Genomic DNA, 13,457 nt, shown 5'->3' on the forward strand with positions numbered 1-13,457 from the left:
GCTGAAAAGCTCACCGTTGTGAGTTGTCTAAGACAAAAGGAACAAATCGATGATGAAGACTAACATTGCAAAAACTCTGATGGCAGTAATGGTAGGGTCTGTACTGGTAAGCGGCTCTGCGCTGGCAGACGAGTCGATGACCAATAAAGCGCAGTCAAGCGCTGACAGCGCCGGTGCCAGGTTTGACAGCTCAATGAAAAAAGTGGGCGGCTATATGGATGACAGCGGCGTTACCGCTAAGGTAAAAGCGGCGCTGGTGGATGATGAAGCGATCAAAAGTACCGATATCTCTGTCGAGACCCACAGCGGTGTGGTCACGCTAAACGGCTTCGTGACCACGCAGGATCAGGCGGAAAAAGCGGTAGCGGTAGCGAAGAAAGTCGAAGGCGTCAAATCCGTTAGCGATAAACTGCATGTGAAAGACAGCACCAAACAGACCGTTAGCGGTTATGCCGGCGACACGGCAACCACCAGCGAAATCAAAGCTAAACTGTTAGCTGACGATATTGTTCCCTCACGCCATGTGAAAGTGGAAACCACCAACGGTGTGGTACAGCTGAGCGGTTCGGTGAAAACTCAGGCACAGTCTGAACGTGCCGAAGGCATTGCTAAAGCCATTGAAGGCGTGAAAAGCGTTAAAAACGATCTGAGCGTTAAGCCGTAACAGGTTGGCGACCCCGTACCGGGGTCGTTACCCGTTTTACCCGTAAAGAAAAAGTTTGGCTAAGCTCAGGCCAGCCGAATGGTAAAAAATGAGTCCGATTTCACTACTGGTAAGGAGAGGCTTATGTTTCGTTGGGGTATTATCTTCCTGGTTATCGCGTTGATTGCAGCGGCATTAGGTTTTGGTGGTCTGGCGGGTACGGCAGCATGGGCTGCTAAGGTTGTCTTCGTTGTCGGTATCGTTATCTTCCTGATCAGCCTGTTTACCGGGCGCAAGAAGTTATAGTGGTAACGGACATCGCTCAAGCGCATTGCTACGGATAGCAACAAGCGCTCCACGGCGGTAAATGATGACGGGTATCCTCTTTACGCGCTGATACTGAGAGGATACCTGACTTGGGCATACATATTCCGATTACCCCTGGCAACACCGAGCCGTTAAGGTTGCAGCGATTCCGGCCAGGCAAGCTTGCCCTGGTGTGTGAAGGCGGCGGACAGCGCGGTATCTTTACTGCGGGCGTGCTTGACGAATTTCAACGTGCTCTCTTCAACCCCTTTCATTTAATGCTTGGCACCTCCGCTGGTGCGCAAAACCTTTCAGCCTTTGTCTGCGCTCAACCGGGTTATGCCCGCCGGGTGATCACGCGTTACACCACCAGCAAATTGTTCTTTGATCCTCTGCGGTTTATGCGCGGCGGGCATTTGCTCGATCTTGACTGGCTGATTGATATCACGCGCCAGGAGCTGCCGCTGGCGATTGACGCCGGTGAGAAGCTGTTTGCATCCGGGCGCGAATTCTATATGTGTGCCTGCCGCAGCGACGATTACAGCGCCAGCTACTTCGCGCCCACTTCAGAAAACTGGCACGATTTAATCAGGGCTTCCAGCGCCATTCCGGGCTTCTATCGTCCCGGCGTTAACCTGTCGGGCGTCAGCTATCTGGATGGCGGTATCAGCGATGCCATTCCGGTGCGTGAGGCGGCGCGGCGCGGGGCTGAAACTATCGTCGTTATCCGCACCGTGCCACCGCAAACTACCTTGACGCCGCACTGGCTGAAAAGGGCGGAATGCTGGTTGAGCGATGGCGCACTGCAACCGCTAATTAACATTATGCGGCTGCATGAAGAAAGCTATCTTCAGACCGAGCATTTCATCAACCAGCCGCCGGGTAAGTTACGCATTATTGAAATCTATCCGCCGCATCCGCTGTCCAGCATGGCGCTCGGCAGCCGGGTGGCCTCGTTGAATAAAGATTATCATCTGGGCAGACGCTGCGGACGTTACTTCCTTGCCACGCTTGGCCAGCGGCTGAACGATGATGCTCAACAGATGCGTCAGCAGATTGTGATACCGCCTGCCCCCGTGGCCAATGAGGCAGACCGTCTGGGAGCTGATACTGATTATGACAAGGGGTCGCTGGCATGACGCCATGTTTTGTCGATACGCACTGCCATTTCGATTTTCCGCCCTTCGTTGGCGATGAAGAGGCAAGTCTGCAACGGGCGGCTCAGGCCGGGGTTGAGAAAATGATTGCCGTCAGCGTATCGGCCACGCGTTTTGATCGGGTGATGGCGCTGGCAGAACGGCATTATGCGGTGTATGCCGCGCTTGGGCTGCATCCGATGGCGGTGGCAGAGCATAATGAGCAAAGCCTTGTCGCACTTGAACAGCATCTGCAACGGCGTCATCACAAAGTGGTCGCCATCGGCGAAATCGGCCTCGATCTGTTTATCGATAACCCGCAGTTTGAGCGGCAACAGGCACTGCTTGATGCGCAGCTGCGCCTGGCGCGTGATTACAGTCTGCCGGTGATCCTGCATTCGCGCCGCACTCATGACAAGCTGGCGCAGCAGCTGCGGCGTTTCGATCTGGCCAGGCGTGGCGTGGTGCACGGTTTTGCCGGAAGTGAACAGCAGGCGCTGGCGTTTATCCGTGCCGGATATGCGATTGGCGTCGGGGGTACTATCACCTATGAACGCGCCAGCAAAACTCGTCAAACCATTGCCCGTCTGCCGCTGACCTCACTGGTGCTGGAAACCGACTCACCCGATATGCCGCTGCAAGGTTTTCAGGGGCAGCCCAACCGCCCTGAGCGAGTCAGAGATATCTGGCACGCCCTGTGCGCTCTGCGCGATGAATCCCCGCAACAAATAACCGAAACGCTACGCGAGAATACCCGTACTCTGTTTGGCGTGTGAATGCAGATAGCGCCAACCTGACGATCCTGTGATGTGATAATGATAACATTTCCCCGGCGTTGACTTCGTGCCGGGTCCCGCCCGCCCGGCCGCCGCTTAATGGCGAACACCTCCAGGTTTCAGTTGACGTTAATGCAGATGTCATATTCGTATCGTGAAACTTCCCACAAAATCATGCCGCTCAGGCTGTTATAATCCTAACATTGCAGGCGTTGTCCGGCGTGAGCCTGTCAAATGCCTCCCCATTCAACTTACCTGGAAATAACCATGTCCGATGCCAAAGCTCAGGCGCTGCGCGCGCTGCAACTGATGGATCTCACCACGCTCAATGATGACGATACTGATGCCAACGTGATCGGCCTTTGTCGCCAGGCGAAATCCCCGGCCGGTAACACCGCCGCCATCTGCATCTATCCGCGCTTTATTCCGCTGGCGCGCAAAACGCTGCGTGAGCAGGGGACGCCGGAAATCCGTATTGCCACAGTGACCAACTTCCCACATGGCAATGATGATATTGATATTGCGCTGGCGGAAACCCGTGCGGCGATTGCCTACGGGGCAGATGAAGTTGACGTGGTATTCCCGTACCGTGCGCTGATCGCCGGTAATGAAACTGTCGGCTTTGAGCTGGTAAAGGCCTGTAAGCAGGCGTGTTCAGCGGCGAATGTGCTGCTAAAAGTCATCATTGAAAGCGGTGAGCTGAAAGAGGAAGCGCTGATCCGTCAAGCCTCTGAAATAGCCATCGATGCCGGCGCTGATTTTATCAAAACGTCCACCGGAAAAGTGTCGGTCAACGCCACGCCAGCGGTAGCGGAGATCATGATGCGTACTATTGCCGCGAAAGGCGTTCACCAGCAGGTGGGCTTTAAGCCAGCCGGTGGCGTGCGTACCGCAGACGATGCGGCGCTGTATTTGCAGCTGGCAGACGATATCCTTGGCCCGGACTGGGCCGATGCGCGCCATTTCCGTTTCGGTGCATCCAGCCTGCTCGCCAGCCTGTTAAACGCGGCGGGTTTCAGCGCCGCTACCAGCGACAGCGACTATTAACAGGCTGGTTGCCATTGCGCACCTGCACCGTGGCGGGGTAACACCGTACGCGGCGATGTGCGTCTCCAGACCGGCGATGGCCATCACGCCAGTATGGACCCGCATCATTGATGGTATTGTCCTGGGAGTCATCGTGTTTCTGCCACAAGAAATTATCCGCAAAAAACGTGATGGTCATGCACTAAGCGAAGAAGAGATCCGTCTGTTTATTAACGGCGTGTGTGACAACTCGGTTTCCGAGGGGCAGATCGCCGCGCTGGCGATGGCCATCTGGTTTCGTGATATGACGCTGCCGGAGCGTGTGGCGCTGACGATGGCGATGCGCGATTCCGGTTCGGTACTCAGCTGGAAAGCGCTGGATCTCAACGGCCCGGTGGTGGACAAACACTCAACCGGCGGCGTGGGCGATGTCACGTCGCTGATGCTTGGCCCAATGGTGGCTGCCTGTGGCGGCTATGTGCCGATGATCTCCGGCCGTGGGCTGGGTCATACCGGCGGCACGCTGGATAAACTGGAAGCCATTCCCGGTTTTGATATTTTCCCGCAGGACGACCGGTTCCGCCAGATTATCAAACAGGTAGGGGTGGCGATCGTCGGCCAGACCCGGTCGCTGGCTCCGGCGGATAAGCGCTTCTATGCCACGCGTGATATTACCGCCACGGTAGATTCAATCCCGCTTATTGCTGCCTCGATCCTCGCCAAGAAACTGGCTGAAGGTCTTGATGCCTTGGTCATGGACGTGAAAGTGGGTTCCGGGGCGCTGATGCCTGCTCTTGAACAATCCGAAGCGCTGGCGCAGGCCATTTTTGGCGTAGCAAACGGTGCCGGTTGTCACACCACCGTGCTGTTAACCGATATGAACCAGGCGCTGGCTTCCCGCGCCGGTAATGCGCTGGAAGTGCGTGAAGCGGTGCAGTTCCTGACCGGCGAATACCGCAATCCGCGCCTGCTGGAAGTGACGATGGCGCTGTGCAGCGAAATGTTGCTCTCCGGCGGGCTGGCGCAGTCAGGCGATGAAGCGCAGATTAAGCTGCAGGCGGTGCTGGACAACGGTGCCGCCGCCGAGGTGTTTGCGCGCATGGTAGCGGCGCAGAAGGGGCCGACTGACTTTATCGAGCGTATCGACAGTTATCTGCCTGTCCCGATGCTGAGCAAAGCGGTTTATGCCAACACCAGCGGCATCGTCAGCGCGATGGACACCCGTGCGCTGGGGATGGCGGTAGTGGCGCTGGGCGGCGGTCGCCGCCGGGCCAGCGACAGCATTGACTACAGCGTTGGCTTCAGCGACCTGGTGCAGCTGGGCGATAAGGTGGGTAGCCAGCGTCCGCTGGCGGTGATCCATGCTGCCAGCGAAGCCGGCTGGCAGCAGGCCGCTCGGGCCTTGCAGCACGCCGTCGTTGTCGGGCAGGTGGCGCCGGCATCAACGCCAGTTATTTATCGCAGAATCTCGCAATAAGCGGTATTCTGTTCCGATCGGATTTTTTTAACTCTCAATGCGAGAACCGCGCAGGAGAACGGCATGAAACGTGCATTTATCATGGTGCTGGATTCTTTCGGAATAGGGGCCAGCAAAGACGCTGATAAATTCGGCGATAAAGGCGCAGATACCCTCGGCCATATTGCCGGGGCGTGCTTCAGGGGGGAAGCAGACAAGGGGCGTCAAGGCCCGCTCCATCTACCCAATCTGACCGCGTTAGGCTTAGGTAAAGCGGCAGAGGCCTCAAGCGGGAAGTTTCCGCCGGGGCTGGATGGAAATGCTGAAATTATCGGTGCTTACGCCTATGCCAGCGAACTTTCCTCCGGCAAAGACACGCCGTCAGGCCACTGGGAAATTGCTGGCGTACCGGTGCTGTTTGACTGGGGCTACTTTAGCGACACCCAGAACAGCTTCCCGCAGGAACTGCTCGATTTGCTGGTGGAAAAAGCCGAGCTGCCCGGCTATCTCGGCAACTGTCATTCATCCGGAACGGTGATCCTTGACCAGCTTGGCGAAGAGCATATGAAGAGCGGAAAACCGATCTTCTATACCTCCGCCGACTCGGTGTTCCAGATTGCCTGTCATGAAGAGACTTTCGGCCTTGAGCGTCTCTATGCACTCTGTGAAATAGCACGCGAAGCCTTGACCGAAGGCGGTTACAATATTGGTCGCGTGATTGCACGCCCATTTGTTGGCGATAAGCCGGGCCACTTCGAGCGCACCGGCAACCGCCACGATCTGGCGGTAGAACCCCCGGCACCGACCGTTTTGAAAAAACTGGTCGATGAGCAGGGCGGAGAGGTGATCTCCGTCGGTAAAATCGCCGATATCTATGCCCATGTTGGCATTACCAAAAAGGTCAAGGCTACCGGCCTGGATGCGCTGTTTGATGCCACGGTTGGCGAAATGAGAACCGCGCCGGACAACAGCATCGTGTTCACCAATTTCGTTGATTTTGATTCGACGTGGGGGCATCGCCGCGATGTCCCAGGCTATGCCGCCGGGCTGGAGCTGTTCGATCGCCGCCTGCCGGAACTGATGGCGCAGGTGAAAGAGGGGGATATTCTGATCCTCACGGCGGATCACGGCTGCGACCCAAGCTGGCACGGAACTGAGCACACGCGTGAGCATATCCCGGTACTTATCTTCGGGCCGGGCGTCAAGCCGGGTGATTATGGCTATCGTGAGACGTTCGCCGATATTGGCCAGACGGTTGCCCACTATTTTGGCCTGTCACCGATGGCTTACGGCAAACCACTCTTCTGAAGGTTAAAGTGCGCTTTAACACTATTCGTAACCGGCCAGGCAGCCCCTGGCCTGACAACATAAGGATTTAACATGGCTACGCCTCATATTAACGCTGAGATGGGTGATTTCGCTGACGTGGTGCTGATGCCCGGCGATCCGCTGCGCGCTAAACATATTGCTGAAACCTTCCTGCAGGATGCGGTAGAAGTGAACAACGTGCGCGGCATGCTGGGTTATACCGGCACCTATAAAGGCCGCAAAATCTCGGTAATGGGACACGGTATGGGCATCCCTTCCTGCTCAATCTACGCCAAAGAACTCATCACTGAATTCGGCGTGAAGAAGATCATCCGCGTTGGCTCATGCGGCGCGGTGCGCAGCGATGTGAAGCTGCGTGATGTGGTGATTGGCATGGGAGCCTGTACCGATTCCAAAGTGAACCGTATGCGTTTCAAAGATCATGATTTTGCAGCGATTGCTGATTTCGATATGGTACGCAACGCGGTAGATGCGGCGCAGGCGCTGGGCGTGAAGGCCCGCGTGGGGAATATTTTCTCCGCCGATCTGTTCTACACGCCGGACCCGCAGATGTTCGACGTGATGGAGAAATACGGCATTCTCGGCGTGGAAATGGAAGCAGCCGGTATTTACGGCGTCGCGGCAGAGTTTGGGGCCAAAGCGCTGGCGATCTGCACCGTGTCGGATCATATCCGCACCCACGAGCAGACCACCGCCGCCGAGCGCCAGACCACCTTTAGCGAGATGATTGAGATCGCGCTGGAGTCGGTTCTGCTGGGTGATAAAGCGTAATTTTCTCGCTGTCGAGGCTGGTATTTGCTAGCCTTTTTTACCCAGTATCTATTCATGTTTTATCTCTCATAATAACTATTTTTCTTTTATCACAAGCAATTAAGTGATAATTATCTATTCACAAATCTATTCATAAATCTATTCACCATGAGCGAACTGACGACACTGCTGTTACAGGGGCCGCTGGATGCCGCCAGCCTCCAGGCGCGGCTCGGCATCAGCCAGGCCACGCTGTCCCGCCTGATTAAGTCCCAGCCGCAGGTGCTGAAATACGGTCGCGCCCGCGCCACGCGCTATGCCCTGCTGCGACCGCTGCGCGAGGTCAGTCAGTTTCCATTGTGGCAAATAGATATAACCGGTCAGGCCCACGCAGCCGGGCAACTCTATAGCATCTGGCCGGCGGGAAGCTGCGTGGTGCAGGACGCGAGCGCCAGCTGGCACTACTATCCCGGATTACCCTGGTATTTAAGCGATATGCGCCCGCAGGGTTTTCTCGGGCGGGCGTGGGGGCGCGACTGCGCGCAGCAACTGGCGCTGCCGGAAGATATCCGCCAGTGGAACGACGATCATTGTCTGCTGGCACTGAGCAGCCGGGGTGCAGACGTCACGGGCAGTTGGCTGATTGGTCAGCATAGCTACCAGCAGTGGCTGCAACAACCGCGTCCGGCGGCGGCGGTGATGTTGGCCGATAAAGCCACCTGCTATCCGCAGCTGGCCAGCCAGGTTCTGGCAGGCGAGCAACCCGGCTCCTCTGCGGGGGGCGAACAGCCCAAATTTGCCAGCCTGGCCGAGCTGGCCGACGGCAGTCTGGCTCATGTGTTAGTTAAATTTACCCCGGCACGCGCCAACGAAAACAGCCAGCGCTGGTGCGATCTGCTGCGCGCCGAGGCGCTGGCGTTGCGGCTGATGCAGCAGCACGGGCTGGCAGCAGCGCAGACGGCGGCGATCGCCGCCGACAGCGGTCAGCTGTTCCTTGAGGTGGTGCGTTTTGACCGCACAGGGGAAAACGGGCGGCGCAGCATGGTCTCGCTTGAGGCGGTGCAGGCAGAGTTTATCGGCAATTCACACCACTGGCCTGCTGCGTTACGGCAGCTGGTACAGCAGAAGCGCCTGAGCGAGCGCGATGCACAGCGCGGCATCTTGCAGTGGGCGTTTGGTCGTCTGATTGCCAATGGCGATATGCACGCCGGCAACCTGTCGTTTTTCCTCACCGAAGGCGGCTTACGACTGACGCCAGCCTATGACATGTTGCCGATGAGCTTCGCGCCGAACAGCGCGGGTTATATGCGCGACAGCGCCGTGGAGCTGCGGCTTGATGACAGCGTGAGCCAGCACCAGTGGCAAACCGCGCTGGAAATGGCCGGGCAATACTGGCAGTCAATCAGCGCAGAGAGCGCCTTCAGTGCGGGCTTCAGGCAGCTGGCGACGGAGATGCAGCGCAATCTGCCCGGGCTGGCCGGGCAGATTGCGCGTATGGCCTGAGTGAACGGCAGCGATAGCGGCTGGCCGGGCTATTTTTCCGAGGTGGCCGACGGCAGATCATCCTCATTATCTTCTTTCACCGGGTTATTGGCGGTGAGCAGGAACGGTGACTGCTGCCAGCGCGTGCGGCGGTCGCGCAGCAGCGTGCGGGTGAGAATAATACCGATAGCCAGCGCCAGCAGCATCATCAGGCGCAGAATATTGGTGGTGTTATCCACCTGTTTGGCTTCGGTGACCAACACATGGGTGTCGAGCGTAACGCGCAGAAAACCGCCGGGGCCGTCTTTGCTCTCCAGCGGTTGGACAATCTGATGGTTGAAATAGCTGCCGGCGCGCTGTCCGTCGAGCGCCAGGCGATCGCGCACATTGATATTTTCACCGCTGCGCGCCACCAGGTTGCCCGCGCCATCGTACAGTGAAATATCAAGAATACGGCTTTCATGCGTCAGCTGATTAAGCGTATCGACGATTTTTTGCTGATTATCGTCGGTATTATCCATCAGCGGCGTCAGACTCCAGGCGACCTGACGGGTCAGCGTATGCGCCAGCTCCTCAACCTGTTCGGAACGTGCCGCCTGATGGCTCAGACTGAACCATGATGCGCCCTGCATGAGCACAACCAGTAACGCAAGGCAGATCAGTACGATCGCCGTGCGGTGCAGGCGAAACTTGATTTTGGCTTTTGCCATGTCGACCCTTAAAAATTGCCAGATAAACACCTGCCGCCTGAAGTCGGGCGGGGATAGCTTTATGTTGCCAGAAGGCGGGCTTACAGGGTAGCCTCTTGCCAGGTTTTAATGCTCTCCCTGTTTTGCGCATAACAGGGGGTAAAAGTCCTTACGGGAGCTGTAATGCCAAATAGTCTGACCTGGTGCGACCTGCCTGCAGAAGTCTCTCTCTGGCCGGGATTACCTCTATCTTTAAGCGGTGATGAAGTGATGCCGCTTGACTACCGTGCAGGCCGCAGCGGCTGGCTGCTGTACGGGCGTCAACTCGATAAAGCCCGGTTGACAGCTTTGCAGCATCAGCTGGGGGCGGCGATGGTCATTGTCAGCGCCTGGGGGGTGGAAGACTATCAGGTGGTGCGCCTTGCCGGTTCACTGACGCCGCTGGCGACGCGCCTGGCGCATGATGCCGGTCTGGACGTCGCGCCGCTGGGGCGCATTCCGCACCTGAAAACGCCGGGTCTGCTGGTGATGGATATGGACTCGACGGCGATTGAGATCGAATGTATCGACGAGATAGCCAAACTGGCGGGCAGCGGCGAGCAGGTTGCCGAGGTGACCGAGCGTGCGATGCGCGGCGAGCTGGACTTTGCCGCCAGCCTGCGCCAGCGCGTGGCCACGCTGAAAGGTGCCGATGCGAATATCCTGAAAACCGTGCGCGATGAGCTGCCGCTGATGCCGGGTCTGACTTCACTGGTGCAAAAGCTTCAGGCGCTGGGCTGGCAGGTGGCGATTGCTTCCGGCGGCTTCACCTGGTTTGCCGAATATCTGCGTGATACGCTGCAACTGTCGGCGGCGGTAGCCAACGAGCTGGAAATCCGCGACGGTAAACTGACCGGTGAAGTGGTGGGCGATATTGTCGATGCACAATACAAAGCGGATACGCTGCGAAAGCTGGCAACACGTTTTGCCATTTCACCGCAGCAGACGGTCGCCGTTGGCGATGGTGCCAACGACCTGCCAATGATTAAAGCCTCGGCGCTCGGCATTGCTTACCATGCCAAGCCGAAGGTCAATCAACAGAGCGAATTCATTATCCGCCATGCGGACCTGATGGGGGTGTTTTGCATCCTCAGCGGTAGCCTGATCCACGAAGAGCGTTAAGGGGAAGATTTGGCCAAAGCGGTAAAGCGCGCTTTTGTTTGTAATGAATGCGGCGCAGATTATCCTCGCTGGCAGGGGCAATGCAGCGCCTGCCATGCCTGGAATACCATCACCGAAGTGCGTCTGGCGGCATCGCCCACCGTGGCACGCAATGAACGTCTGACGGGTTATGCCGGCAGTGCTGGCCCCAGCCGGGTGCAGAAGCTGTCGGAGATCAGTCTTGATGAGCTGCCGCGTTTCTCTACCGGCTTTAAAGAGTTCGACCGCGTGCTCGGCGGCGGCGTGGTGCCGGGCAGTGCCATCCTGATCGGCGGTAATCCCGGTGCCGGGAAAAGTACCCTGTTGCTGCAAACCCTGTGCCGGCTGGCAGAGGGGATGAAAACCCTGTACGTCACCGGGGAAGAGTCGCTGCAACAGGTCGCCATGCGCGCCCACCGGCTGGGATTACCCACCGCCAACCTGAATATGCTGTCGGAAACCAGCATTGAGCAGATCTGCCTGATCGCTGAACAGGAACAGCCGAAGCTGATGGTGATCGACTCGATCCAGGTGATGCATATGGCGGATATCCAGTCTTCACCCGGCAGCGTTGCTCAGGTGCGTGAAACCGCCGCTTACCTGACGCGCTTTGCCAAAACCAAAGGCGTGGCTATCGTAATGGTCGGCCACGTCACCAAAGATGGCTCGCTGGCAGGGCCAAAAGTACTGGAGCACTGTATCGACTGCTCGGTACTGCTGGATGGCGATGCCGACTCGCGCTTTCGTACCCTGCGCAGCCATAAAAACCGTTTTGGCGCGGTCAATGAGCTGGGCGTATTTGCCATGACCGAGCAGGGGCTGCGCGAAGTCAGCAACCCGTCGGCAATCTTCCTGAGCCGGGGGGATGAAATTACCTCCGGTAGCTCGGTGATGGTGCTGTGGGAAGGGACGCGTCCGCTGTTGGTCGAGATCCAGGCGCTGGTGGACCATTCGATGATGGGTAACCCCCGGCGCGTTGCCGTGGGGCTGGAACAGAACCGTCTGGCGATCCTGTTGGCAGTACTACACCGCCACGGCGGCCTGCAAATGGCCGACCAGGACGTGTTCGTTAACGTGGTCGGCGGCGTCAAGGTAACGGAAACCAGCGCCGATCTGGCGCTGATGCTGTCAATGGTCTCCAGCCTGCGCGACCGTCCGCTGCCGCACGACCTGGTGGTCTTTGGTGAAGTGGGGCTGGCGGGAGAAATACGTCCGGTACCCAGCGGACAGGAGCGTATTTCTGAAGCGGCCAAACATGGATTCCGCCGGGCGATTGTTCCCACCGCCAACGTGCCGAAGAAGCCGCCGGAAAATATGAAAGTGTACGGTGTGAAGAAGCTGGCCGATGCGCTGGCCATCCTTGACGACCTATAATGACATGACGCGGGCCGGTACGGCTCGCCGATCCTGCAGGAGGCATACGTGTCGTCTTTTGACTATCTGAAAACCGCAATCCGGCAGCAGGGCTGTACTCTGCAACAGGTGGCCGATGCCAGCGGCATGACTAAGGGCTATCTTAGCCAGCTGCTGAATGCCAAAATTAAAAGCCCCAGCGCGCAGAAGCTTGAGGCGCTGCACCGCTTCCTCGGACTGGAGTTTCCGCGCCGCGAAAAGAGCATTGGCGTGGTAGTTGGTAAGTTCTACCCGCTGCATACCGGGCATATTTATCTTATCCAGCGCGCCTGTAGCCAGGTTGACGAGCTGCATATCATCATGGGCTACGACGAGCCGCGTGACCGCAAGCTGTTTGAAGAGAGCGCCATGTCGCAGCAGCCCACGGTGAGCGATCGTCTGCGCTGGCTGCTGCAGACCTTCAAATACCAGAAAAACATCCATATTCATTCTTTTAATGAACAGGGGATGGAGCCGTACCCGCACGGCTGGGACGTCTGGAGCGCCGGTATTCAAGAGTTTATGGCAGATCGGGGCATTATCCCGGATTTGATCTACACCAGCGAAGAGGCCGATGCGCCGCAGTTCCGCACTCATCTCGGTGTGGAGGCGGTGCTGATCGATCCGAAGCGTTCATTTATGAATATCAGCGGTGGCCAAATCCGTCAGGATCCGTTCCACTACTGGGAATATATCCCCACCGAGGTGAAGCCGTTCTTTGTACGCACCGTGGCGATCCTCGGCGGTGAGTCGAGCGGTAAGTCAACGCTGGTCAACAAGCTGGCTAATATCTTCAATACCACCAGCGCCTGGGAATTTGGCCGCGACTATGTGTTCTCCCATCTGGGCGGCGATGAAATGGCGTTGCAGTACTCCGACTACGACAAAATCGCCCTCGGCCAGGCACAGTACATCGACTTTGCGGTAAAATACGCCAACAAGGTGGCATTTATCGATACCGATTTTGTCACTACTCAGGCATTCTGCAAAAAGTATGAAGGGCGTGAACACCCGTTTGTGCAGGCGCTGATTGATGAGTATCGTTTCGACCTGGTGATACTGGTGGAGAACAACGTGCCCTGGGTGGCGGATGGGTTACGCAGCCTGGGCAGCTCGGTGGATCGCAAAGAGTTCCAGGCGCTGCTGATGTCGTTGCTGGAAGAGAATAATATCAGCTATGTGCAGGTTAAACAGGACAACTATGATGAGCGCTTTCTGCGCTGCGTGGAACTGGTAAAAGAGATGCTCGGCGCTTAATCGTCATTGTCCTTGCCGGCAGCGCCGCCCGGGTTC

At 57.4% G+C, this 13,457-nt stretch carries 13 protein-coding genes; 12 read left to right on the top strand and 1 reads right to left on the bottom strand.

The features are described from left to right. Window positions 1-49: 49 nt before the first annotated feature. From osmY to yjjJ, 9 genes are all read left to right on the top strand, one after another. On the top strand, window positions 50-664 hold the full coding sequence (gene osmY / locus EPYR_RS03425) for a molecular chaperone OsmY (RefSeq protein WP_012667016.1): 615 nt from the start codon (window positions 50-52) through the stop codon (window positions 662-664). Window positions 665-787: 123 nt separating this feature from the next. Next, on the top strand, window positions 788-949 hold the full coding sequence (locus EPYR_RS18865) for a DUF1328 domain-containing protein (RefSeq protein ID WP_004159835.1): 162 nt from the start codon (window positions 788-790) through the stop codon (window positions 947-949). Window positions 950-1,059: 110 nt separating this feature from the next. Beyond that, window positions 1,060-2,088 (top strand): patatin-like phospholipase family protein, encoded by a 1,029-nt coding sequence (locus EPYR_RS03430; protein ID WP_012667017.1) that lies wholly within the window; start codon window positions 1,060-1,062, stop codon window positions 2,086-2,088. Further along, window positions 2,085-2,861, top strand: a complete 777-nt coding sequence (locus EPYR_RS03435; protein ID WP_012667018.1) for a metal-dependent hydrolase — start codon at window positions 2,085-2,087, stop codon at window positions 2,859-2,861. Before EPYR_RS03430 ends, EPYR_RS03435 begins: the two co-directional genes overlap by 4 nt. A gap of 267 nt (window positions 2,862-3,128) precedes the next feature. Beyond that, window positions 3,129-3,908 (top strand): deoxyribose-phosphate aldolase, encoded by a 780-nt coding sequence (gene deoC / locus EPYR_RS03440; protein ID WP_012667019.1) that lies wholly within the window; start codon window positions 3,129-3,131, stop codon window positions 3,906-3,908. 133 nt (window positions 3,909-4,041) lie between these two features. Beyond that, complete coding sequence (gene deoA, locus EPYR_RS03445) at window positions 4,042-5,364, top strand: thymidine phosphorylase (protein WP_012667020.1); 1,323 nt, start codon at window positions 4,042-4,044, stop codon at window positions 5,362-5,364. A 63-nt stretch (window positions 5,365-5,427) separates the two neighbouring features. Then, the gene (gene deoB / locus EPYR_RS03450; RefSeq protein WP_012667021.1) at window positions 5,428-6,651 is read left to right on the top strand and encodes a phosphopentomutase; all 1,224 of its coding nucleotides are present in this window, start codon (window positions 5,428-5,430) and stop codon (window positions 6,649-6,651) included. Window positions 6,652-6,723: 72 nt separating this feature from the next. After that, window positions 6,724-7,443, top strand: a complete 720-nt coding sequence (gene deoD / locus EPYR_RS03455; RefSeq protein ID WP_012667022.1) for a purine-nucleoside phosphorylase — start codon at window positions 6,724-6,726, stop codon at window positions 7,441-7,443. Window positions 7,444-7,590: 147 nt separating this feature from the next. After that, entirely contained in the window at window positions 7,591-8,925 is a 1,335-nt protein-coding gene (yjjJ, locus tag EPYR_RS03460) for a type II toxin-antitoxin system HipA family toxin YjjJ (RefSeq protein ID WP_012667023.1), read from the top strand. Window positions 8,926-8,954: 29 nt separating this feature from the next. Here the strand turns inward: yjjJ and EPYR_RS03465 are convergent, their stop codons facing one another. Then, a complete protein-coding gene (locus EPYR_RS03465; protein WP_012667024.1) occupies window positions 8,955-9,614 on the bottom strand; it encodes a YtjB family periplasmic protein in 660 nt (219 codons plus the stop codon). Window positions 9,615-9,776: 162 nt separating this feature from the next. Between EPYR_RS03465 and serB the strand changes: the two genes are divergently transcribed. The 3 genes from serB to nadR are packed head-to-tail and all read left to right on the top strand — an operon-like array spanning window position 9,777 to window position 13,421. Continuing rightward, on the top strand, window positions 9,777-10,754 hold the full coding sequence (serB, locus tag EPYR_RS03470; RefSeq protein ID WP_012667025.1) for a phosphoserine phosphatase: 978 nt from the start codon (window positions 9,777-9,779) through the stop codon (window positions 10,752-10,754). Between the two features lie 9 nt (window positions 10,755-10,763). Continuing rightward, window positions 10,764-12,146, top strand: coding sequence for a DNA repair protein RadA (gene radA / locus EPYR_RS03475; RefSeq protein WP_012667026.1), 1,383 nt, complete (start codon window positions 10,764-10,766; stop codon window positions 12,144-12,146). 48 nt (window positions 12,147-12,194) lie between these two features. Beyond that, entirely contained in the window at window positions 12,195-13,421 is a 1,227-nt protein-coding gene (nadR, locus tag EPYR_RS03480; protein WP_012667027.1) for a multifunctional transcriptional regulator/nicotinamide-nucleotide adenylyltransferase/ribosylnicotinamide kinase NadR, read from the top strand. Window positions 13,422-13,457: the final 36 nt, after the last annotated feature.

The organism is Erwinia pyrifoliae DSM 12163, assembly GCF_000026985.1.
In the GTDB taxonomy this organism is placed as follows: domain Bacteria; phylum Pseudomonadota; class Gammaproteobacteria; order Enterobacterales; family Enterobacteriaceae; genus Erwinia; species Erwinia pyrifoliae.